Raw genomic sequence first — 24,516 nt, 5'->3', positions numbered from 1 at the left:
AAAGTAGTATTTTGTGCAAAATTATATTACGAAATATTAATAATATAAAAGCTACTAAAAATAAGCTACTAAAGAGGAGTTATGAAATGTATATTTTATCATTGAGCATTATAAAGCATTTAAGAGTAAATTAACTGATAGTATAGATTTACGAATTTAATTCTAACTTAAGCTTATAAAAAGCAAAATATTCCCGTTCATTTTATCTCTAACTGTGATATTATATATCATGTAAAAAAATTGTATAGAAATAGGGGGAATTTTATGCAGCGGTGGGAAAGAAATTTATATACTTTATGGATTTCACAAGTTATTTCTTTGACGAGCTTTGGATTAGGACTACCTTTTATTTCATTTTATATTCAAGAATTAGGTGTTGTGGATCAAGAGCAAATCAAGTATTTTACAGGAATATTAGCTACAGCTCCAGCAATAACAATGGCTATAATGGCCCCAGTATGGGGATGGTTAGCAGATAGATATGGAAGAAAGTTGATGATACTTAGAGCTATGATTTGTTCTGTATTTATTATTGGAGCTATGGGATTAGTAACCAATGTTTGGCAATTGGTAATACTCAGAGGGTTTCAAGGATTATTTACTGGTACTGTTACAGCAGCGACAGTGTTTGTTGCAGCATCAACGCCAAAACACAAGCTTTCTTATGCGTTGGGGATCATATCATCATCAACGTTTATTGGCTATACTATAGGTCCATTTCTAGGAGGTAAATTCGCTGAGTATTTTGGATATAGATTTAGTTTTTTTCTAGGCTCTGGAGTAATGTTAATAGGCTTTTTAATAGTATTGTTTTTAGTAGTTGAAGATAAAACTGACATAGAAAAACAAGCTAAAAAACAGAAGAGCAAAAATAAAGATAAAAATAGAAAATCAATTTTTACAAAACTAGTAATAGCAATGCTAGTTGTTCTATTTTTTCACAGACTTACGAGAACAGTATTCTCACCATATGTAGCGCTATATATACAAGGAATTTTAAAAACTAAAGTAGGAGCAGCTGAACACACAGGAACTGTCAATGCAATAGTTGGACTTACATCTGCAGCTTCAGGTATTTTTATCAGTAGATTAGGGGACAAATACAATAAACTAAAGATTGTTACAATACTATTGGTTTTTGCAATAGTTACTTCATATTTTCTCACAAAATCTGATTCACTTAATATGTTCTTTGTGTTATATGGATTGCTTTTTTTCTTAATAGGTGGAATAGAGCCAATAGTCACATCTATAACAGCAGAGAATACAATACCAGAACGAAGAGGAGAGCTATTTGGATTTCAAGGTTTAGTAGGTAGTGCAGGTTGGATAGTAGCCCCTATGTTAGGAATGAAAGTATCAGTTGATTATGGAACGAAGTTTATATTATATTTGATACCAGTATTTTTAGCAGTGAATTTTATAGTACTGACACTTATAAGAACGTTTAAAAAGAAAAATGCATATAAACCTAAATCATCCACATGATTCAGGATAAAAATAGTGAGTTTAAAAAAGCTAGAAACGTCTTAAACAGATATTTCTAGCTTTTTTTAATTAAAACTAAACCAATACACACTTTGACTCATACTATAGTATAGAAGATTAGTTTATTTTATCATTATGAGTTAAAGGGGATGCATGACGTTGAGTATAAAAAACATTAAAGATATAACCGTAGCAACAATAGTTGATGAGTTTAGTTATAACTGTTTTAAATATGAGTGTAATTTGAAATTAATCAGAAGAAAGACATGGAAGCAAGATCTAGAAGCAATAAAAGACGATATAGATTTATTATTTGTAGAATCAGCTTGGGAAGGAAACGGACGTACATGGCAAAATAGCATAATAAATCTTCACAAGCGCAGAAATACTGTCTTAAGAAGTGTAGTGAATTGGTGTAGAGCTAGAAAAATACCTACTGTATTTTGGAACAAAGAAGACCCTGCTCATTTCCATAAATTTTTAGGAGCAGCAAAATACTTTAATTATGTGTTTACATCAGATTCAAACTGTATATCTATGTATAAAGAGCATCTAAAACATAATAAAATATATCCATTGCCTTTTGCAGCACAGCCTAAAATTCACAATCCAATCAATAGAGACTGCAAGAAAAAAGGTAAAATTGCCTTTGCAGGGTCTTGGTATGCAAGACAACACCAAGAAAGAAAATTGGCTCTCCATAACTTATTAGTTCCTGCTATGAGATATAAAATTGATATATACGACAGAAATTCACACTGGAATAATATAAACTTTAAATTTCCTCAGATGTATAAAGGTTTTCTAAAACCTAGACAGCCATATAAAGAGATTGTTAAGCTTTATAAGAAATATAATATTTTTTTAAATGTTAATACAGTAGTAGACAGTCCAACTATGTTTTCAAGAAGAATATATGAATTTTTAGCATGTGGAACTTGTGCTGTAAGTAATAAATCAATAGGGATGCAAAAAGTGTTTAAAGATATTGTCAAAATAGCTGAAAGTAAAGATGAAGCGGCTAGATATTATAAAATTTTATTATCTAACAAAGAGACAAGAGATAGAATTGCACTCAGAGGAATTAGACAGGTATTTGATAAACATACTTACAAGCATAGATTAAAATATATATTAGATACAATAAAAATTAAATATACAGATGAAGAAAGGTCAGGAGTATCAATAATAACCTGTACAAATAAAGATAAACAATTAGATTATATATTGAGAAATTATAATAGGCAAAGGTATAACAATAAAGAATTGATAATAATACTAAACAAAAATAGTCTTAATATAGATGAATGTTTCAAGAAAGCTCAGATGTATAAAAATGTAAGGATATTTAAGCTAGATGAAAGCAAGACTCTAGGTGCATGTTTAAATTATGCGATTAGTAAAGTTAAATATAACTATGTATCAAAATTTGATGACGATAATTTTTACGGTGCCCATTTTATCGGAGATTTGATGAATGCATTCACTTATACTAGTGCAGATATAGTGGGTAAAATGTCATATTACACTTATATGACTAAAAGTAAGACATTTGCTATAAGGTTCCCTGACAATGAGCATAAATATACAGATTTTTTATCTGGTTCAGCTATGATAGTAAAGAAACAGGTATTTGATAAAATTAAATTTATAGATAAATCTACAGGAGAGGATACTGTGTTTTTAAAGGATTGCATAAGACATGGCTTTAAGCTATATTCAGCTGATAAATACAACTATATAGTATATAGAAATGGTGATGTATCAAAGCATACTTGGAAGATAAGTGATTCTGATTATCTTAAGAATTGCAAGAAGCTAAAAAGAGTAATATCTCCACAAAAATATGTATCGGTATAATATAAGCGGTTTTTATAATTAAGGATGTGATTATGTTGAATGAAATTTGTGTTGTCGGCTTAGGTTATATTGGTTTGCCAACACTTATAACACTAGCATTAAATGGGTTTAAAGTATTTGGTGTTGATAAAAACAAAAAAGTTGTGAAAATGCTAGATCAAGGGCTCATTCATATAAAAGAACCAAATCTAGAAAAGCATTTTGGAGATCTTATATATAAAAATAAAATATCAATAAGAAACAATCTAAGTACCGCAGATGTATTTATGATATGTGTTCCTACTCCAATAGATAATGACGGAAAATGCGATTTAAGCCATGTGATAAAATCAGTAAAAGAGGTATGTCAATATCTCAAAAAAGGTGATTTGATAATAGTTGAATCAACTGTGCCACCTACAACAACTGAGAATATAATAAAACCAATAATAGAGGAAAAAGGATTTAAAGTTGGAAAAGATGTGTTTTTGTCGCATTGTCCTGAAAGAGTGTTACCGGGGAATATTATGCATGAGATTATATTCAATAGTAGAATAATAGGAGGTTGCACAGATAACTGTAACCGAAAAACAGCAAGTATCTATAATAAATTTGTAAAAGGTGAGATTATATTAACAGATTCCAAAACTGCAGAAATGGCAAAGCTTTATGAGAATACGTTTAGAGATATAAATATTGCTATTGCTAACGAATTGATTAAGATTTGCAATAAGCTTGGAATTGATGGTTTAAAAGTAATAGAATATGCTAATAAACATCCAAGAGTAGATATATTAAAGCCGGGTCCAGGAGTAGGAGGACATTGCTTAGCCGTAGACCCTTATTTTATAATAGAGAAATGCAAATCAGAAAGCAAACTAATAGCAACAGCAAGAAAGATCAACAATAGTATGCCTTATTTCATAGTAGATAAAGTAAAAAAACTATTAAGTCAAATCAAGAAACCAAAGATATCAGTATTTGGATTGACGTATAAAGAAAATATTGATGATATAAGAGAAAGTCCAGCATTAAAGATAGTTAGAATTCTTGAGAAGATAGGATACCAAGTGCAGGTATACGATCCTTTAATAAGATACTATGAGGAGTCGGTTATAGATAGTATAGTAGAGGATTCGGATTTAATATTAATACTAACAGCTCACAATCAGTTTAGAGAAATGGATTATAAAAGATTGGCAAGTAAAATGAGAACACCTATGATTTTAGATACTAGAAACGCATTAAATATAGAAGACGAAGATATTAAATACTACAATTTAGGTAATATTAATTGAATAATTAATATAGTTTTGATACAATATATGTTCAACATCTATAACTTCATTAGGAGTTGTGGATGTTTATTTTTTTTTAGAGAGGAGATGCTATATGAATAACCAAAGTAAAACTAATAAAAAAGCATGGTCACATAGAGCAAAGGAGTTTTGGATTAAGGAGCTGGGAGAGCCACAGACAGTTGCTAAAGATATGACAAAAAGACCAAAGTATTATCTGCGTAGACATATTGACTTGTTAGGTGAGGTTAATCAAAAGAGTATTATTAACATACTTGGCTCATGTGGCAAGAAAGCTATACCACTTGCTTTATTAGGAGCAAATGTAACTATTGTTGACATATCAGAGGATAACAAAGAATATGCTATGAATGTTGCAAGAGAAGCAAATGTCGATATAAATTTTATAGTTTCTGATTTTTTAGAATTAAATACATATAATAAGTATGACTTAGCATATCTAGAGGGTGGAATATTGCATTATTTTTCAGATATTGAGAAAGTAGCAAAGAAAATATATTCTTTATTAAAAAAAGAAGGTAAGTTAGTTTTAAATGATTTTCATCCTTTCAGAAAAGTCTTAAAAGAACGCAATATCTTTAAGGGAGAAAAGTTAGAATTAGGGGGAGATTATTTTTCATCAGAACTAGAGCAAGGAGAGGTAGCTTATGAAAGGATATTAAATAATAAAGGGGATGAAGAATTTCCAAAATGTCTTTTGAGGTATTGGACTATGGGAGAGATAATAACTGCATTTGCGTCGGTTGGTTTTGTGGTAGAAAAGTTGATTGAAGGGCCAAGATTTGATGAACATAAAAATATACCAGGAGAGTTTACATTGGTAGCGACCAAAAAAGAATAACATTACTAGACTAATATTTTATTGTAATAAATTTTGGTTGACGATATACTGGGTGCTATTGTAATATAAGTGTATACAAAATATTTTAAAGTAAAGGAGGTATTTCAATAAGACTCGTAAGGAATAAAATAAAAAAGGATATAACTAATACTATTAAGGTTAAGATAATTAGTTTTTATGCTATATCTATGATATTATTTGGATTCTTTGTTGATAATCCTAAGACCATAATAAATGGTATGTACAGGATTATACTCGAGCCGGGAACACTAATAACAGATTATATTGGCATTGGAGGTATAGGAGCAGCTTTTGTCAATTCAGGATTATTAACTCTCATTTTTGTAATGTTACTTTGCAGATTAAGAATAAATTTTAACGGTGCTACATTTGCTGCATTGTTTTTAATATCAGGGTTTTCACTTTTTGGGAAAAATCTATTTAATGTTTGGTTTGTAGTATTTGGAGTATTTTTATTTGCTAAAGTGCAAAGAGAGAAGTTTTCAAAATATATATATGTAGCGTTATTTGGTACAGCTATGGCTCCTTTAGTAACAGAGATAATATTTACAGCTCAAATGAGCTTTAATATGAGATTAATCGTCGGTATATTTAGTGGGATAAGTATAGGTTTTATACTCCCTCCATTAGCAGCTTTTCTTATAAGAGTACATCAAGGTTTCAACCTTTATAACATTGGTTTTACGGCAGGTATGGTTGGAACAATCTACGTATCACTTTTCAAATCTTTTGGTTTCACACCAAGTCCAAAAATGATATGGACCACAGGAAATAATTTATTGCTAGGAAGTTTTTTTTATTTAGTATTTTTAACATTTATAGTAACAGGGTTTATTATGAACCATAGATCATTAGATGGCATCAAAGGTATCATCGGATATCCAGGTAGATTGGTTACCGATTTTATAATACTAGAAGGTTTTCCTCCTACACTAATAAATATGGGGATTAATGGATTAATTTCGCTATCTTATGTTATATTAATAGGAGGAGACTTAAACGGGCCAACAATAAGTGGAATATTGACAGTAGTAGGATTCGGAGCATTTGGTAAGCATTTTAGAAATATTACACCGATACTTATGGGAGTTTTTATAGGTTCACTTATAAAAGTATTTCAGATAAATGATCCACATATACAGCTAGCAGCATTATTTGGAACAGCGTTAGCTCCTATTGCAGGTGAGTTTGGATGGGGTTTTGGTATATTAGCAGGTTTAGTACATTCATCAGTAGTATTAAATGTAGGAGCTTTACATGGAGGATTAAACCTTTACAATAATGGTTTTGCAGCAGGAATTGTAGCATCGGTTTTAGTGCCCGTTATAGAAGCATTTAGAAGGGATGATGATTGATGAAACACACAAAAAAACGTATATCTAAAATAGTAGATGAGTTATCGACATACCTCATGTCTATAGGAGCAGATGATATAACGGTCAATATAAAAAATGAAAAGACTAGATACAAAATTAGTGCAAAAAGCAATTATGTAAAAGAGAATAATCAGAAAAAAATAGATAAATTAATCAAATGCATAAATTGCCCTAAGCAGGAAGAAATGGAAGAGTACTACTGGGAGTTGGCAGGAGAATGTGATGTAGATACAGAGCTTACTCTTATAAGTATGATGGTTGATAAGATAAAGCTTGATATAGATGATAAGAATATTAGCATTGTTTTGTATAAAAATAAATAATAATATAGTTAATTATGTTAAGGTTTTTGCATTAGAAGGACAAGAGGTAGGTAAATAAAATCAACAATTATTTACATACCTCTTTTTATTCTACGAATCATAAGGTATACCCATACAGATTATATCATCATAATTACCTTGTGCAAGCACTTCACCATTCTCCATTACTATTATATGATCAAATTTTTTAAGAAATTCAGCACTATACTTGTGTGTAATTACAATTATCATTTTGTTTAACGAAAGAATTAGATTATTTAATTTATTTGTGTTTGAGAAATCTAAAGCACTGGTTGCTTCATCCATAATTATTATTTCAGTGTCTTTTACTAAAGCCCTAGCAATGGCTATTCTTTGTTTTTCACCACCTGATATTAGATTGCCATTGTCGCCTATATGAGTATCTAAACCAGAAGGTAGAGAATTAACAAAATCTAATAATTCAACGTCATCTAATACTTTTAGTAACATATTATCTGAAATGGTTTTTCCCAAAGTAATATTATATCGTAATGTATCGTCAAACATAAATACTTCTTGCTGGACGGTTGAAATTTTATTTCTCCAATCATAAGAATTGAGATTGTGCAAATTTTTGCTATTTACTTTTATTGTTCCAACATATTCATTTGCAAGCTTAGCCAATATTTTAACTAATGTTGATTTACCACATCCACTAGGACCAATTATTGCATATTTTTTATTTGCTTTGAATACTATATTAACTTCTGATATAGAATTTTTTGTATTTCCTAAATATTTATAGGAAAGGTTTGAAAGTTCTATTTCTTTAATAATTTCTTGTACATTACAGCTGTTATCTTTAATGGTTATAATAAAGTTATTTATTTTTTGGATTATTGGTTTCACCGATTTAATCTCTGCAAAATATAAAGGTCCTTGAGTAAGAGGAGAGAGTACATAGTTCATAACCTGCATCACAGATAATACAGTACCGATGCTAAAATAACCTTTAAAAGACAAATAACCAGCAAAAACAACATTAGTAGCTAGTATAAGGAAGCTTGTACATGTAGTAATTATTTGAATAAAACAATCAAAATAAATGCTATTTTCTTTAGATTTTTCAAAATCTTCATTTGTTGTTTCATTTTTAGAATAATATTTGTCTTCTAATCCAAAGAGGTGGATAGTATTTAAACCATATAACAATTCCTTAATAGAATTAAACAAGATACTGTTATTTTTAGAATAAGCATTTCTTAATTGTCCACTTTTTTTTACAAAAAAATGTGGTAAAGCAACACTAATGATACCAGAACATAATATAACTATAGATAATACAAAGTTAATTGATGATAAATATATCATTGACAATAAAAAAACTACGCTTAGTCTAATTAACATAAAAAAATTTAAAAAGTATTTATCTGCTAATATTTCAATATCTTTATTACACATTGATAATATATTCATATTATTAATAAGATTGTCTTTTCTAAAATCACAAAACAATATAGTCTTAAAAAGATCATTTCTAATTTCCACAGAAACTTTTCTAATTGAATAATATATTAATTTTTTAAATATAGAAAGAATAACAAAATTTAAAATTATAAAAAGTAGTATTATTAATATGATATTTTGAAAGTGATAGTTGATAGTTTTAGTTGCAGTATCAACTATAAGTTTTAAAATAATACCTTTTGATACATCTAAAGCAGCAATAACTATAGACAAAAGAGATATTATCAAACATATAAGTTTTTGTTCTTTTAGGTACCTTATCAAATCTTCACCCCTATTAATAATAGTATTTCCACATGTTAAAGATATTTTGACATAATATATGATTGCAATTTTCTCACAATAGTAGCATCGTAGATATCTTTCATACAATCTTTTTCATTGTTTCCTTTAGCCCAAGTACATCCTCCATAACAAATAGGAGCGTACTTACAGCTATCGATACAACTAGAATCTTCTAGATAGTAGTCATACCATTCTTTATTTTGCACAGTGATATCTCCATTATTTTCTAATTTTCCGTGGATTTGACTATATATTATACCAGGACATCCGTATATATTTAAGTTTTCATCTATTGCATAACCTGTAGACATTTTTGCTATACAAGGACCTGACAATTCCTTAAAAACTCTTATGCCTTTACTAATTAGATAGAAATTAAGTTCAGATATTTTTTTTGCTAGTTCAACATTCTTATTAGTGCAACTTTCCGAGAAAACTTGGCTTTGGGATGAAAAAATCTCATGGAAAGCAATTGTAGTTATATTTTTATGAAGGTTGTTATCAATTATATAATCTATCAAATCTTTGGCATAGTTTATCGTTGCATCATTAACATTTACTCTTAAACACGCCTCATATGTATCTTTTTTAGGGAATTCATTTATGAGTTTCAGCCCTCTAATAATATCATCAAAGCTTCCTGAACCATCAGGATAAATACGGAATTTATCATTGATTTCCTTTAGACCATCAATTGTTATTTGTATAGTACCAACATTATTTAAATAAAAATCAATGTTATCCTTAGTAAAGAGAGTTCCATTTGTTATAAGAGCCATCTGAACTCTTATACCATTAAATTCGTTTTCTAGATTTCTCAAATCTTTAATAATACGTTGACACATTTTGTCATCATACATAGGTTCTCCACCAAATAAACTTACAACAAATAGTTTAACATTATATTTTTTGATTTCACTTTTGAAATGTTCAAGTATAATTTTCCAGTTATCCAGTGATAAATATTCAGTATTTTTTTGATCCTTTCTCTTATCTTGATAACAGTAAGTGCAACTAAGATTACAGGATGAAGTCATTGATAAAAAAATACCATATCTACTCCTATCATATTTAAGTGAATTTATATTGCTTTTTAATCTAGCTACTTCTTGTTCTGCACTATCAACAATAATACCATTTTCCTTGAGACCATTAATTTCCTCTAAAGATAAATCCATCTTGTTGTCATTTGATGTTAATAGATCAGTTAAATCATCATCTGCTTTAATTAAGGCTTGAGATGCTAAATTAAAAATAAAATTTTGATTATTTATAGGAACAACTACATTGTATTTAGATGTTATCATAAAAATACCTCCTAAATAGATTTTAATTTAAGTTAACGTTAACTATGATTAAAGATAGAATAAATCTATGTTGTTATTCTAATAATGCCATAGCCTTTATTATTCATATAGGCTATGGCATAAGTATTTATTGCTACAGCTCTAGTTCATTTTTTTACGGGTTAGTTGGAGGATCAAATATCTTTGTAGGACAATTCATAAACCACCAACAAAAGTTTGGTTCGCTAAAAGATAATACACCTTTTTCTAAAATATAAAAACGCAATATATCACCTCCTGATTAGAGAAGTTATAAGTTAGCAGTAAATATTAAATCAAAATATCCTTATACATATACACTTACCAAATAATATACAAAAATTTGGTTCGTTAAAAAGCAAATTTCCTTTTTCAATTATTTTAAATCTCATTAATTAGTCCTCACTTTCCATTAGAAGATTTTCGAGCTGCAGTTAGCGAAAACGCAGAAATTAGGCTCAGAAAAATTCAACATACCTTTTTCTAAAACTTCAAATCTTTTCATTCTATTACCTCCTTTTTTATAAAATTTTTGTAATCCATAAGTTACAAATAATTTTGGAAACTTTTTCTTAATTATATGTAGAATTAATTTAGAAAAAATTTCAAAGAAATTTATATTGTACTAACTTATAACTTCAAATTTAAACTAATTATGATTACTGATATTTATTTTTCCTAAAATACTATCGGTATTTGTAATTATTGTAGTTTTCTTCACTGTTTTGTTAATAGGGGTATATTTTTGTAGACATTTATTTTTACAATATAGAAATTGGTTCTGTGAAAACATTTCGTAAATATAATTATAATTCTCTTTATTATCTACTTGTATATAATCAATTTTTTCTCCATTTGGGATACGTAGATTAATGTCACCGATATTTGTTATAACAGTAATTTTATTTGCGTTATTTGTTGTAGTAAAACCAATATCTATACCTTTTTTATCATTAATATTTGTTAAAAATGTAGTATCATCTAATGGATTAATACTTTTTCCAGTTATATTACCGATATTTGTTTGCGCATGGATTTTTGCTGTAATATTTTCTAAATTTATATCGCCTAATTCTCCATATAATCGAAGTTCTTTTACTGTACCAGGAACAAGTACAAAGAAATCTAAATGTATACCATTTGCATTGAATTTTTCATTAATCCATTGCCAATAATTTTGGTGATTTACTTTAGAATATAAAGGTTCTAAAAGCATTATATTGTTTTTATATTCAGGTATTATAACAATACTTTCTAATTTCTTGTCTAAATCACGTATGTTTTTAGTTTGTGCCATTTTTACTGTGATTCTTAAGTTATTATCATTTGATTTAGCAATATGAATATTACCAAAAGTATTATATATAGATAATACTTTTATATTTGATATATCTTTAGCCTCCAGTTTATTATTGTATACTTCATGAAAAAGTGTCTGATAAAGAGAATTTGTATCTTTAATTCTATTGACAGAGCTACAACCGATTATAATCATATTAATTATTAAAAGTAGAATGAATAATTTTTTCACAACAATCCTCCTAAAATATGTAAAATATATCACTTTTAACTATTATAGCACACAGTTTGAATTTAACCTAGAAAAAAATACAAAAATTACAAAAATTTAACATTTAAGTTTTTGAGATTATTTTAGATTTTCTATTATACTAATGAGAGTTAGAAATATAATAATAAAGGAAGTGTATATTGGGAATGAAAAGAGTTTTGGTAGTAAGATTTATAGAGATAGAGGGGTATTTTGTTTTTACAATAGGTAATGTAATAAAAGAAATAGTAAAAATAAGATTGAAGGATAAAAAGCTATTAGGTTTAAGTATTGTTTAGATATTTTATACCTAAACCTACCAGCATTTAGTATAAAGAATTTTTAATTTTCGTAGATAACATATAAGTATCACTTTTTTCATCATAAATAACAGAATATTTGTATTTATGATTTGTAGCTTTTGACAAGCCTACCTCAAGAAATTTCAGATCAAGGTCTACATCTTTATTTGCTAGTTTAAATGCTAAGTTTAAATTTGGACGTTTAGAAAGACCATCTGTCATAAATAACCTAAACTCAATAGTTGACTTTATATTCATTTGGTCAATATTAGGGTAGTTATCTATTGTGATATTACCGAACACTCTCCAGTCATGGGTAGACATCAATTCAAAAGTAGACTTTAGAAAATAGCTATGGTCAATTTTTTTGTCCTTATCATCCAGTGTTACATCGATGTTAAGCCATTTATTATCAATATATACAACGTTCCAATAGTGATACAAGCCCGAATTTTCGTCATAAGCGTGAATGATTTTATTTGGAATACCAATTTCATCACATAAAAAACTAAGAAGAGTACTGTAACCATTGCTTGAACATACCTTATTATTTAAAGACTCTAGAGCTGTTTTATAAGTAAGACTATAAACACCTTTATATTCATTACAATCATCATAAACTAGTTTGTTTGCAATATAGTCATTTATTGTTTTTAGCTTTTCTTTTTGAGGTATCTTTTTATTAGATAGTTGGCTTATAAGTGTTTTTATTTTTTGTTTTAATACTAATTTTGTAGAGTCGCCGTAAGCGATTATATTTTTTTTACTTTTTGGAAGCAGTTTAACTTCAAAACTACTTCTTAATGAATTTCCTAGAGTATAATAATCTACAGTAAAATCTATTTTTGCATTTTCTTTCATTGTAATTTTAATCTTTTTATATTCTTTATAAATATCCACGTAAAATGGGCCGTAATCAATAGTTGTAGTGCTAGTGTTTATTTTTCTTATATCTAAATTACCTAATTTCATAAACATATCAATTGATTCATTATAGTTATTATATTTATGTCCACAATCAATAGTTATAGTATTATCCTTTATAATATAAAGATCTTTATTGAAAAGATAAAAAAGTGCACGAGGGAAAATACCTCTTAGATAAGCATTATAACAGTGAAATTTTTGATTTTTAATATCGACAATAGCATCTTCTAGTTTATAAGATTCTTTTGGTTTAAAGCAATTGTTTATTAAATGCATGTTGCTATTACCAACATCGTCTAAATATTTAGGATTTATACTTTCAAAATCTATTGATTGGCAAGTCTTATTTGCTTTTACTATAGGCGCAATAATGTGAGCCATTTGCTCTCTAGTCAGAGTCTTATTCAAATCGCTATATTTATTAATTAAGCCAAATATATATGCAAACTTTATATGATTTGGATGAGAAGTTTTTATGCTTGGTTCATTAATGGCAAACTTATAAAATACATCATCCAGCGCATTCAATTCACTTAATTTATGAATTTCATAGTATAATTCTATATATTCACCAACCGTAATATTCCTTTGAAAATTTTTTTGGAACTTTTGGGAAATTGTCTTTTCAAATATGTATTTACCTATTGTCGCTTTGTGCTTAGAAGAAGGTTTATCATGCTTAAATACGTTTAAATATCTTGTAATATTATTTTTTGCTTGCTCAAGTAATAAATCGAGGAGACTATTTACTGCAGATTCTTTGTTAGATTTTGATTTATCAAAAGATCTAAAATAAGCATTTGCGATTTCTGAATAAGGAAAGTTATTAATAATATGGTTTTTAATCATGTTTTTTTCATACTCATTATTACAAAAGTTGTTTATTTCCTGATTAATATCATTAATTTTTTTTATTAATATATTACTAAGATCAATTCTAGCTTGCTCTACTTCTTTAATTGAATGATTATCAAGAAAATCACTGAAAATTGGATGTACATTGGAGTTATAAGCAAAATCAACTATGATTTTTTTTCTTAAATCAATGCTTTCAATTGAAGGTTGATTTGAGCCATAAACCATTGTGATGCTGTTTAAAAGTAATAATATACATAATATTAATATTGTTTTTTTCATTTTTAACTCCTTTCAAAATATAATTATTAACTATATAATTCTATTATTACTCTGCATATAATTGCAATAATTTTTATAAAAAAGACATTTTGCTACGCTAAACATAGCAAAATGTCTGATTGTTTATCTATAATGAATTTGTTAAGACTATTTAACATTTTTAAAAAAGTTATGATTTTAATTCTTCTTAAAATTATCAATTAATGTATATACTTTAGTTTTTTTATTATAAGAAAGACTAAATTTGCGACCAGTGCCACCACGTGTTAGAACTAAGAAACGTAAATTTGTATCTATACTTGGGTCTGCAAGTTTAAAATCTATATCAGAGTCTGCGTATTCGCGCGAATTAACATATTCAGTAAGAAACAATCTCAATTCTATAGTTGATTTAATATTCATAGGATCAATATCCTTATAATTTGTAATTACTATATTTCCAAAAGCTTCCCACCCATGCGTAGGCATAAACTCTTCTGAGGTCTTCATAAAGTATTTATATGTTATTTTGTTTTTTGCGTCATCACATGTTACGTCTACATGATACCATTTGTTGTTTACATATACTACATTCCATGTGTGAGGACCAACAAAGGTATCGTAGTAAGATAAAACTCTACTTTGAATATTAGCTTCTTGACATAAATAGTGGAACATAGTAGCATAATTTGTACATACACCTTTGCCAGTTTTGAATCCAGCTAAAGCAACATCAGTAGTTACAAATGAAGGATCTCCACTGTAAGTAAGATTTTTAGCTACGTAGTCATGTATAGCTTTTATTTTTTGAGTTTGATTCATGTTAGGCTGTATTATTTTACTTATAATATTTTTAGCTATAAGTTTTACTTCTTGATTAGCTTTATCGCCTTTTACGAATTTGTCAATCTGATTGTTTTTAGGTATAGCTCTTATTTCATACTTGTTTTTTATATGATTGTCAGTAAAATAAAAATTGTATTTTCGCCAATCTACACTCAAGCTAATCGTAGAACAGCCTTCTTTTACAGTAAAAGTGATTTTTTTGTTTTTACTATCAACATCAACACAAAATGGACCGTAGTCAAGCATGTGTGTAGATAAATTTATAGATATATTATTAGCTAGCTTTTTAGTGTATTTTTCAACAGCATAGTCAAAGTTTTTCATTTTATGTAAAGTGATTGTATTACCATCTAGTATAAAATAATGACTTGGTAAATCTCTTAGTGATAATAAACCTCTTACTTTAAAATTAAACAACGAGTAACCTTTAACATCAACTATAGCATCTTCTAATTTATAAAATTCTTTCGGTCTAAAATTAGTACCAATCAATTTCATTCCACTATTTCCTACAGCATCAAGGTATAGAGGATTTATAGTCTCAAAATCCATAGAAGTTGCTCTACTGGAGAATTGTCTAGTAGGAGCAACAATGTTAGCCATTTCTTCTCTTGTTAAAGTTTTATCTAAATCACTGTATGTATCAATGTAACCTAATATATAAGCTAGTTTTACATAAGCAGGATGTGTTTTCTTGATGCTTTTTTCTCTTATAGTATAGTTATCTATTTTTATTTGTGATTTAGTTATTTCATATAATAGTTCACAATATTCTCCTATAGTCAAAGGTCTTTGAAAATCTTTTTGAAACTTCTTAGGTAAATTTTTATCCTTTATAACTTGAGCAATTGTAAAAATATTTTCTTTAGATGGTAAATCATTCTTAAATACCTTTATAAGTTCACGCTGTTTTTCAATTTGTCCTTTCGTAAATATAAAAGCACTATCTATATTTTTCAATGTAGTATGTAGATCTTTTCCATTTATATTGAGTACAGTAGGCTCTTTAGAGTATTTATATGCAGTTTTAAATGGAAAATTTTCTAGTATCTTTGCATAAATAAGATTTTTTTCATCTTGGGTTTTACAAAATGAGTTTATTTTTATGACAACTTCATCAATTTTTTTTGATATAGCTTGCTCACAGTAAACTATATCAGAATATGAGGGAGTCATTACTTTTCCTTGAGTAATTACCTCTTGTTCAGCTTCACCCATACTATTAAAACTTAAGCTATAGATTGTAGTGTCATGAGTAATAGATTGATAGTATTTAAGTCTTTTATTTACTTCTTCTTTTAAATCTTGCTTTTGAGTAACATTTGTATCAACGGTAGCAAAAACTGCAACATTTGAAATCAATAATACAATAATACACAAAAGTGATACTATTTTCTTCATTTGTATTTCCTCCTTTGGATTATATTAGAAGTGTATGTTAATTGTACTATGCATAGTATCCAATTGCAATATTAATTCATTTTAAAATATACTAAGGTCTAACCTTTCAGATAAATCCTCTAGAAGCTTTATACCACCAATACTATTTCCTTTCTTGTCCAATGCAGGACCAAAGACTCCAATTCCCATCTTTTTAGGCACAACTGCAGCTATACCTCCTCCTACACCACTTTTAGCAGGAATACCAACACTTACAGCAAAATCACCTGAGCCATCATACATACCACAAGTAGTCATTATAGCTTTAACGGTCTTACATATATGTTTGCTTAAAAGTCTTTTTTTGTTTGGTAATATTCCATCGCTTGCTAAAACTAAGCTCATATGAGCAATGTCTTTACAGGTTACTTCCAAAGAACATAACTTAAAATATACATCTAATATATCTTCAACATCTTCATTAATTATACCAGTACTTTTCATGAAATAAGCCAATGCTCTGTTTCTATCACCTGTATTTTTCTCGGATTGGTATACGTTATAGTTTATCTTCAAATTATTGTTGCCAGTTACTTCTTTTATGAATTCGTGTATTCTGTTAAACTTATCATTAGCAGTTAAGCCATATACCATTGAAATAGTAGCTATAGCTCCAGAATTGATCATAGGATTGAGTGGTTTGTGGGAGTTTTTTGTTTCTAAGTTTACAATAGAATTAAAGCCATCCGATGTAGGCGCACAGCTTATTTTGCTATATAACTTATTTATATCATTATCTTTTAACGCGCACATAAATGAGGCAACCTTAGAAATGCTTTGTATTGTGAATTTTGTATTATAATCACCTTCACAGTATATTTTTCCATCAATGTCCATTGTACATATGCCTAGAGCATCAGGGTTACTATTAGATAGTTCTGGTATATATGTGGCAACGTTTCCATATTGAGTCCAATATTTATTCTTTTCTATTAATGAATGCAGTAATTCTCTCATTTTTTTCATCCTTTGCAATTATGATTTTTAGTACAAAATAATAATACAATAATAAAGTTAAATTGACAACAATTATTAAAAAAATGACATTAGATTGACTAAGGGTATATTGTAAAATATAATAATGGTGGCTATATTAATTTTTAACAAGAATAAATTTGCAATTTTAATAAAATAAAGACAAGGGAATATATAAATCTGTAAAGGGAGTGATTTCGATGGACTGTTGTAGTTGTAATAATTTTGTCGATATATTGAAAAAAGAAGTAGTACCTGCACTAGGCTGTACTGAGCCGATCGCTGTAGCGTTGGCATCTGCAAAAGCAAGAGAGATACTTGGAGAGTTGGAAAAATTAGAAGTATATGTTAGTCCTAATATATATAAAAATGGTATGGGTGTTGGAATACCAGGAACAGGTTCTACAGGACTAGATATAGCAGCAGCTTTAGGTGGAATTGGGGGTAAGGCTGAAGCAGTTTTAGAGGTACTAAAAGATACAACCGAGCAAGATATTGATAAAGCAAAAGAAATGATATCTAAGGGATTAATTAAAGTTAAAATAAAGAATACAGATATTAAACTCTATGTAGAAGCAGTTTGTTATAGCAAAAATAATATATCTAAAGTAATAATAAAAGATAATCATTCAAATATTGTACTAGAAAAGCTAAATGATAAAGTATTATTTGAAAAGATACAAGATAAGGATGAAAAAGTAAAGAAAACTGATAATAAACGATACAATATGAATATGGAAAAGATATATGATTTTGTTCAAAGTGTGGATATAAAAGAAATAGAGCCACTACTAGAAGGAGCTATGTTAAATAAAAAAATAGCAGAAGAAGGCTTAAAAAATGGGTACGGATTAAGCGTAGGGAAGACATTATTTGATAGTATACAAAAGGGGATATTATCTGATGACATGCAAAATTATGCTATGGCACTTACTGCAGCTGCATCTGATGCTAGAATGGATGGATGCATGATGAGTGTTATGAGTAACTCAGGTAGTGGTAACCAAGGGATTACAGTTATGTTACCAGTTTTAGCAGTAGCAGAGAAGAACAAGAACAGTGAAGAAGAGTTAATAAGGGCATTAGCTTTAGCAAATTTGATAGCGATATATATCAAGACACATCTAGGTAGACTTTCAGCGTTATGCGGTTGTGTAGTAGCATCAGCAGGGGCAAGTTGCGGTATAACATATCTGATGGGTGGAAAATTCAAGAACATAGTTTATGCTCTTAAAAACATGATAGGAAATATAACAGGCATGATATGTGATGGTGCTAAAACAGGATGTGCTCTAAAGGTTTCAACTGGTGTAAGTGCTGCTATACAATCTGCACTTTTAGCCATAAATGATATTGAAATATCAAGAAAAGATGGTATTATACACGAAGATGTAGAAGAAACAATTAAAAACATAGCAAAAATTGGTTCAGAGGGTATGATGCATACGGACGAGATGATACTTGATATTATGATTAATAAATAGGAAATGATGATACTAGCACGAAATGACCATTAATTTAATGGTCATTTTGTTATATATTTTTAGATTATCTATGTGAGCATTGTGGTTATACATAGTTTTATTGGTTAAGCTTTTTAATTGTTTTTAATAATCTGCCTCTAAAAAAGTTTTGAGCCATACTCAAAGCATGACTCAATTTAAATATCATAGTTAAAATATTTGATTAATTTATATACCTTTTAAGTATGCAATTATTGCTATGAATTTTGCTTATTTTTATCAGTGTTAATGGCTATTTCATGCAAATATCCAATTTTTATTAAACCAATTCCAAGAATTAAAAAAAACGTAGCTAAAACAAATAATGCTATTGCATAATTCATATCGTGACCATTCATTTTACCGTAACCTTTAAATAGGAAAAAGACAGAAATTAAAAACATAATAAAACTTGATACTTTAAATTTCGCATATACATCTTTCATTTTAATACCCCATTTCATTCCCAAGTATTGTGTTAATTATTTTATATTTTTCGTTAATCGTTATTTTTGATTGCTATTCTATGCAAATAACCTATTATAATTATGCCCACTCCAAGAAGTGCAAACAACGTAGCAAGAACGAAAAATGAAGTAGAATAATTGCTGTTTATAATATAGTTGTATGCATCTCCACCAACATATGCATTTTGTTTGAAATAGCCTGTGCTATAATTACACATTTTATCATGACCTTTGTGAAGAAAAGCTGCAGAAACTATGAACATTACAAAGCCCATAATAACTGTAAAAACAAAAAATCCTGAAGGACTACTAGTATCTTCTATTTCCTCTGATTCAATGTCTTCTTCTGTATTATTCATATTCTCAGCATTTTCAATACTTTTCATTTCTTCCATATAAAAACCCCCTTTGATAGTTTTAACAATATATATATTAATATAAAAAAAAACCATTGTAAACAAATAAATGACAAAAACTGATAAAAAATATGGTATAATAATCCTTGTATGCCATAGATAATAGGGGGTTGCATTAATGAAAAAGAGAACTATGTTTTTATTGGTATTGTTTTTAATGGTTTTTTCAAGTAAAAGTGTATTTGCACAAAGTGATTGGAAGATTGTCAAAGATGGTAAGACTATAACTTTAAGTGAAAATGTAGTACATACTGAAGGGAGTTCTGTGTATTTATCCGTGAAGGATGTTGGTAAATTATTAGGATTTGATATACAAATAGATAACCATGTGATAATCATGAAAAAAAATGGTGTTACAATGAAGTTCGATTATTACAAGAATAGTCTACAAAATTGTAGAAATAAAACATATTGTTGTTATTTTATAAATGGAAATTATTATGCTAATGAGTTTTTTTTTCAAGACAATCTAATTAGTAATGTTATTTTTAGTGATGAAAAAAAAGAAATATTTATTGATACAAAGTATTCAGAGTTACTTAGTGGTTTTGCAAACTTAGTATATAATGATAACTTTATAGAGATAAAATCTAATGAAATTGTAGATACGTTTAACATAAATAAAGAACAACTTGTTTATATTGAAAAAAATTGTAAAACAAGTTGCGACATTAAGGGCTCAAACACAGGAATGTTTAAAATTACTCAAGTTAAAGATATAAGCGGTGAATTAAAACTCACAGAGCAGGGGGAGACTCTTTGCAATGTAGATATAAAAGAGTTCAAACAAGGTATGTTAGGAGGACTTAAATACACAAAGAATAAAAGAGAAAAGTTTTATTCGCCATTACATGATAAGAGTAATATAGATTCAGAGGGATATGTTGTAGAGTATAATAGGGGATTTACAATAGATGAAATAGACAATTTTTATAATTATTTACTTGAATACGCTAGGCTTGGTTTAGTTGAAATAGGAAGTATAGATAGAGATAGTACGCTTAATAAATACGATTATTATATAAGTATTAAAGATATGGAGATATACTATAAAGTATTTAATAACAAAAACGTAAAACTAAGCGAACTGGATAAAGATGAAGAGCAAACTGCAATATTATTAGTTAGTATTGATAAAAAAAATAGAATAGATAATATGAGATTTTTTGGTCATTTTAAAGATGATAATCTAATTGATTTTATTCAAAATGAGTATACATTTAAGTATATAAAAAAACCAGACAACTTCAGTAAAGAAATATCTGGTCTGAAAAGAGAAATTTACAAATCATATTATCCAAGCATTAATATAGATAAAATAGTTAATTTTAAAGATAAAGAATTAGAAAAAACTATAAGAGAGAAAATAGATTTAAAATCAGGCACTATACATGTTTATGACTTATTGAATGTAAATGCAATAACGTTATTAAACAGAGAAATTACATGTTTAGATGGTATAGAAAACATGTGTAATTTAGAATTCGTAGTTATTGATGGATGCAAATTAAAGGACATATCAAAGCTTGCAAACTTAAATAACTTAGAATATTTATATATAACAAATGCTAAAACAGCAGATTTCTCAACACTAAAAAATATGAAAAAAGTGAAGACACTAATACTAAATAACTGTGATATTGTAGATATGTCATGGGTGTGTGATATGAAAATGTTAGAACTTTTGGATTTGACTAAGAATAAAATAATGTACATACCAAATCTAAGTAAACAAACAAACCTAAAAAAGTTAATCTTAAATGAGAATCAAATTGTTGATCTAGAGCCTTTAAAATACATAACTAGCAATTTGGAAGAACTTGAACTAATAAAAAATAATATTGAAGATATAACTCCTGTGGACAATTTAGAATATTTGTCATATTTAAATCTATCAATGAATAAAATAAGTGACTTAAAGGTTTTTGAAAATATTGACTATGTAGAAAGTCTATATCTTAGTCACAATAATATAAGTGATGTAACACCACTAAACTATACTAAAATAAAAACATTATCATTAGATTATAACAATATTACTAGCATTGATAATTTATTGATTGGTGATATCGAGTTACTGAGTTTATCCAATAATCATATTAAAACGATACATCCTAAGATTTTCAATAAATGTGATAAGCTATTTTATTTTGACTTAGCCAATAATCAAATAAATGATAATGGGATTGGTTTTTTGTATAAATTAAAGGATTTAATGGAAATTAATATGAAAGGTAACTTGATAGAGGATGAAGTATTAAAACAATTTCATAATGTAGAATATAAATAACAATTTCTAAAGCACTGAGTTATTTAAAGCTTAGTGCTTTTTACCTATGTTAACTTAAAAAAACATGCAAGACCATAATAAACAAGTAATATGATATAATAACCATTAGATGGAAGAATAATAAAAGGTGGGGTTTTGTGAAAAGAAAGTTAACATTAATTATAGTAGTAATCATGTTTATAATAGGAATAAAAACACAGGTAAACGCACAGAAAGTTACATGGACAATATATAGAGATGAAAAGATAGTAGAGATTAAGAATCAACCATTTAGCGAAGGAGACGAAATATTTTTTCCTTTAGAAGATATGTTAAAAATCATGGGGTTTAAATCTGAGTTTGATAAATATAACAATCTGATTATTAAAAATGAAGATTTAACGGTGCTATATTGTTTTAAAAACGATGATTTATTTGATATATTTGATATATATAAAATCAAATATAAAGATGGCATGTTGTATGTAGATAGTAATTTTATAAAAAACAACTTACTATCGCATGTAAAGATAAATAAAGATAAAAAAACAGTACATATTAATATAAGGTTGCCTGAATTTTTGACATCGCTTTACAAAATGATTAATTGTAGTGGAGAATATGAAATAACAAGAGATAGCTATGCAAGTTTAAAAAAAGAAGGAAAAACTATATACAAGAATAAGTATAAAGATAAAACCTTAATTAAATTAGCGCATGGATTCAGTGACGCAGTTGTCTTTAGTTCAGATATTGATTACTATACAGAAGAAGGAAAAAAGAAAGCAAAGGTAGAGTGCTTTTATAATAATATACTAGGTGCTATATTGACTGTAGATGGTAAAGAGAGTTATGGTAAGGATTTCTATGATTTTAAAAGAGAAGAATTAAAGATTGTTAATATTAGAAAAAGAGAGATATTAGATAATATAGACATAGTGAAAAAAGCAAGATACGAAATAGGTGAATTGTTAGATAATAATAAATTCAGTATAAAAGTAAGTAATATAGGTACTAAATGTAAAGTTATAATAACATCTATAGATAGTAATGAAATATTTAAGTTTTTGGAATTAACTAGAAAAACTGTACCTAGTACTACTAAATCTAAGTTAGAACTAACATATGTATACGATAAGAATTGTGAAATTGTAGAAACCAAAGCCTACATATGTATATATAATGAAAATCATAAAGTTGTAGAAAAAATAAATTCAAAATATAGTAAACTAAAAAATACAAAGATACTAGATAATTCGTTAATTAACCTTATTAAGAAAGTACATGGTGAAGAGTTTAAAAATACAAATGCATTTAATATAGTAAAATTTGAAGATAAAGCTTTTGAGGATATTATCAGGTTTAAAATAAACAAACTACAAGGGGACATATTTGGGTATCAACTATATTCATTAAGAAATTTAGATACTACCGAATTTAAAAATCAAAATGGTAAAATAAAAAGTATAAAGGGCATAGAGAACATTATAAACTTAAAGACACTTAAGCTAGATGATAATTTGATTAAAGATATATCTCCACTTAAAGCGTTAAATGAGATTGAAAAATTGTCTATAAAAAACAATCACATAGAAGATATATCATGTATAAATTCTATGATGGATTTACAAGAGATAGACTTTGAAGGCAACAAAATAAAGAAAGTACCATGTGTAGATAAGTTGTATAGATTATCCAAAGTAAATTTATCAAACAATCAGATAGACGATATTGGTAATATAAGAAGCATTAGAAATGTTAAAAAAATAGATTTAAGTAATAATAATATATCTAGCTTAAAACAGTTAGGAGATATTAATCAAGGCAACTGCCGTAAATTAGAAGAACTCAAACTTTCAAATAATAATATATCTAGTGCTAAATATTTGAACGTTTTGACTAATCTTAAGTTTCTTTATTTATCTAATAATAAAATTAGTGATTTGAGTGATTTTGATGGAATGAATTTATATGTATTAGATTTATCTAAAAACGGATTGCAGGACATATCAAAGCTAAAGAAAATGGAGAATTTGAAATTACTTAATTTAAGGAGTAATAATATCAAAGATATAACACCACTAAAAGACATAACAGTTGTTTCACTAATGCTTGATTATAATCAGATAAAAAAGATAGATGAGCTTCCTATTAGCAAATTGGAGCTATTATCGATAAGCAATAATCAAATTGAATATATAAATGAAGATATATTTACTGGGAGTGGATTAATAGGTATAAATATGAACAATAATAAAATAAAAAGTATCGATTTTATATCTAAGCTAATTCAATTAAGAGCAATATACGTTGATTCAAACCCAATAGAGCAAGAAGATTTGATCAAGTACAAGAAAAAATTAGACAAATCAAAAGAATATAATATGGATTAGAAGCAGATT

The 24,516-nt window shown here is 27.6% G+C and carries 18 protein-coding genes; 10 read left to right on the top strand and 8 right to left on the bottom strand.

Going from position 1 to position 24,516, the window contains the following annotated elements:
* Nucleotides 1-264 precede the first annotated feature (264 nt).
* From P3X86_RS07090 to P3X86_RS07065, 6 genes are all read left to right on the top strand, one after another.
* Entirely contained in the window at nucleotides 265-1,488 is a 1,224-nt protein-coding gene (locus tag P3X86_RS07090) for an MFS transporter (RefSeq protein WP_483291965.1), read from the top strand.
* 159 nt (nucleotides 1,489-1,647) lie between these two features.
* Nucleotides 1,648-3,348 (top strand): glycosyltransferase family protein, encoded by a 1,701-nt coding sequence (locus P3X86_RS07085; RefSeq protein WP_483291964.1) that lies wholly within the window; start codon nucleotides 1,648-1,650, stop codon nucleotides 3,346-3,348.
* 32 nt (nucleotides 3,349-3,380) lie between these two features.
* Nucleotides 3,381-4,625 carry a nucleotide sugar dehydrogenase gene (locus P3X86_RS07080; RefSeq protein ID WP_483291963.1) on the top strand — a complete coding sequence of 415 codons (1,245 nt, stop codon included), beginning with the start codon at nucleotides 3,381-3,383 and terminating at the stop codon, nucleotides 4,623-4,625.
* 94 nt (nucleotides 4,626-4,719) lie between these two features.
* Nucleotides 4,720-5,487, top strand: coding sequence for a class I SAM-dependent methyltransferase (locus P3X86_RS07075; RefSeq protein ID WP_483291962.1), 768 nt, complete (start codon nucleotides 4,720-4,722; stop codon nucleotides 5,485-5,487).
* A 188-nt stretch (nucleotides 5,488-5,675) separates the two neighbouring features.
* Complete coding sequence (locus tag P3X86_RS07070) at nucleotides 5,676-6,863, top strand: DUF1576 domain-containing protein (protein WP_483291961.1); 1,188 nt, start codon at nucleotides 5,676-5,678, stop codon at nucleotides 6,861-6,863.
* Nucleotides 6,863-7,207 carry a hypothetical protein gene (locus tag P3X86_RS07065; protein WP_483291960.1) on the top strand — a complete coding sequence of 115 codons (345 nt, stop codon included), beginning with the start codon at nucleotides 6,863-6,865 and terminating at the stop codon, nucleotides 7,205-7,207. The genes P3X86_RS07070 and P3X86_RS07065 overlap by 1 nt, the downstream gene beginning before the upstream one ends.
* Before the next feature lie 90 nt (nucleotides 7,208-7,297).
* Here P3X86_RS07065 and P3X86_RS07060 read toward each other — a convergent pair whose 3' ends face one another.
* The 3 genes from P3X86_RS07060 to P3X86_RS07050 all read right to left on the bottom strand — a co-directional run bounded on the left by P3X86_RS07060 (nucleotide 7,298) and on the right by P3X86_RS07050 (nucleotide 11,836).
* On the bottom strand, nucleotides 7,298-8,959 hold the full coding sequence (locus tag P3X86_RS07060; RefSeq protein WP_483291959.1) for an ABC transporter ATP-binding protein: 1,662 nt from the start codon (nucleotides 8,957-8,959) through the stop codon (nucleotides 7,298-7,300).
* Nucleotides 8,960-8,994: 35 nt separating this feature from the next.
* On the bottom strand, nucleotides 8,995-10,287 hold the full coding sequence (locus tag P3X86_RS07055) for a radical SAM protein (protein WP_483291958.1): 1,293 nt from the start codon (nucleotides 10,285-10,287) through the stop codon (nucleotides 8,995-8,997).
* 667 nt (nucleotides 10,288-10,954) lie between these two features.
* Entirely contained in the window at nucleotides 10,955-11,836 is an 882-nt protein-coding gene (locus tag P3X86_RS07050) for a hypothetical protein (protein WP_483291957.1), read from the bottom strand.
* Nucleotides 11,837-12,021: 185 nt separating this feature from the next.
* On the opposite strand from P3X86_RS07050, the gene P3X86_RS07045 reads away from it, so the two are divergent.
* Nucleotides 12,022-12,153, top strand: a complete 132-nt coding sequence (locus tag P3X86_RS07045) for a hypothetical protein (RefSeq protein ID WP_483291956.1) — start codon at nucleotides 12,022-12,024, stop codon at nucleotides 12,151-12,153.
* 27 nt (nucleotides 12,154-12,180) lie between these two features.
* Here the strand turns inward: P3X86_RS07045 and P3X86_RS07040 are convergent, their stop codons facing one another.
* The 3 genes from P3X86_RS07040 to glsA all read right to left on the bottom strand — a co-directional run bounded on the left by P3X86_RS07040 (nucleotide 12,181) and on the right by glsA (nucleotide 17,442).
* Entirely contained in the window at nucleotides 12,181-14,220 is a 2,040-nt protein-coding gene (locus P3X86_RS07040) for a transglutaminase domain-containing protein (RefSeq protein ID WP_483291955.1), read from the bottom strand.
* A 177-nt stretch (nucleotides 14,221-14,397) separates the two neighbouring features.
* A complete protein-coding gene (locus P3X86_RS07035; RefSeq protein ID WP_483291954.1) occupies nucleotides 14,398-16,446 on the bottom strand; it encodes a transglutaminase domain-containing protein in 2,049 nt (682 codons plus the stop codon).
* A gap of 81 nt (nucleotides 16,447-16,527) precedes the next feature.
* A complete protein-coding gene (glsA, locus tag P3X86_RS07030; protein ID WP_483291953.1) occupies nucleotides 16,528-17,442 on the bottom strand; it encodes a glutaminase A in 915 nt (304 codons plus the stop codon).
* Nucleotides 17,443-17,660: 218 nt separating this feature from the next.
* On the opposite strand from glsA, the gene P3X86_RS07025 reads away from it, so the two are divergent.
* Nucleotides 17,661-18,944, top strand: coding sequence for an L-cysteine desulfidase family protein (locus P3X86_RS07025; RefSeq protein WP_483291952.1), 1,284 nt, complete (start codon nucleotides 17,661-17,663; stop codon nucleotides 18,942-18,944).
* A gap of 236 nt (nucleotides 18,945-19,180) precedes the next feature.
* On the opposite strand, the gene P3X86_RS07020 is transcribed toward P3X86_RS07025, so the two are convergent.
* Nucleotides 19,181-19,408: a hypothetical protein gene (locus P3X86_RS07020; RefSeq protein ID WP_483291951.1), complete on the bottom strand. Its 228-nt coding sequence runs from the start codon at nucleotides 19,406-19,408 to the stop codon at nucleotides 19,181-19,183.
* A gap of 53 nt (nucleotides 19,409-19,461) precedes the next feature.
* A complete protein-coding gene (locus P3X86_RS07015) occupies nucleotides 19,462-19,824 on the bottom strand; it encodes a hypothetical protein (protein ID WP_483291950.1) in 363 nt (120 codons plus the stop codon).
* Between the two features lie 139 nt (nucleotides 19,825-19,963).
* Here P3X86_RS07015 and P3X86_RS07010 point away from each other — a divergent pair, with 139 nt between their 5' ends.
* Together P3X86_RS07010 and P3X86_RS07005 are read left to right on the top strand one after the other, a co-directional pair.
* On the top strand, nucleotides 19,964-22,135 hold the full coding sequence (locus P3X86_RS07010) for a leucine-rich repeat domain-containing protein (RefSeq protein WP_483291949.1): 2,172 nt from the start codon (nucleotides 19,964-19,966) through the stop codon (nucleotides 22,133-22,135).
* Nucleotides 22,136-22,272: 137 nt separating this feature from the next.
* Entirely contained in the window at nucleotides 22,273-24,507 is a 2,235-nt protein-coding gene (locus P3X86_RS07005) for a leucine-rich repeat domain-containing protein (RefSeq protein ID WP_483291948.1), read from the top strand.
* The last annotated feature ends 9 nt before the right edge of the window (nucleotides 24,508-24,516 follow it).

The organism is Abyssisolibacter sp. ZYX002, assembly GCF_056892235.1.
This window is presented reverse-complemented; position numbering and strand designations above follow the sequence as displayed.

Bases quoted from the DNA above. Each gene is read 5' to 3' on its own strand.
- P3X86_RS07070 (WP_483291961.1), top strand. From the start codon at position 5,676: ATGATATTATTTGGATTCTTTGTTGATAATCCTAAGACCATAATAAAT.
- P3X86_RS07035 (WP_483291954.1), bottom strand. From the start codon at position 16,446: ATGAAGAAAATAGTATCACTTTTGTGTATTATTGTATTATTGATTTCA.
- P3X86_RS07025 (WP_483291952.1), top strand. From the start codon at position 17,661: ATGGACTGTTGTAGTTGTAATAATTTTGTCGATATATTGAAAAAAGAA.
- P3X86_RS07090 (WP_483291965.1), top strand. From the start codon at position 265: ATGCAGCGGTGGGAAAGAAATTTATATACTTTATGGATTTCACAAGTT.
- glsA (WP_483291953.1), bottom strand. From the start codon at position 17,442: ATGAGAGAATTACTGCATTCATTAATAGAAAAGAATAAATATTGGACT.
- P3X86_RS07015 (WP_483291950.1), bottom strand. From the start codon at position 19,824: ATGGAAGAAATGAAAAGTATTGAAAATGCTGAGAATATGAATAATACA.
- P3X86_RS07065 (WP_483291960.1), top strand. From the start codon at position 6,863: ATGAAACACACAAAAAAACGTATATCTAAAATAGTAGATGAGTTATCG.
- P3X86_RS07040 (WP_483291955.1), bottom strand. From the start codon at position 14,220: ATGAAAAAAACAATATTAATATTATGTATATTATTACTTTTAAACAGC.
- P3X86_RS07045 (WP_483291956.1), top strand. From the start codon at position 12,022: ATGAAAAGAGTTTTGGTAGTAAGATTTATAGAGATAGAGGGGTATTTT.
- P3X86_RS07010 (WP_483291949.1), top strand. From the start codon at position 19,964: ATGAAAAAGAGAACTATGTTTTTATTGGTATTGTTTTTAATGGTTTTT.
- P3X86_RS07080 (WP_483291963.1), top strand. From the start codon at position 3,381: ATGTTGAATGAAATTTGTGTTGTCGGCTTAGGTTATATTGGTTTGCCA.
- P3X86_RS07020 (WP_483291951.1), bottom strand. From the start codon at position 19,408: ATGAAAGATGTATATGCGAAATTTAAAGTATCAAGTTTTATTATGTTT.
- P3X86_RS07075 (WP_483291962.1), top strand. From the start codon at position 4,720: ATGAATAACCAAAGTAAAACTAATAAAAAAGCATGGTCACATAGAGCA.
- P3X86_RS07055 (WP_483291958.1), bottom strand. From the start codon at position 10,287: ATGATAACATCTAAATACAATGTAGTTGTTCCTATAAATAATCAAAAT.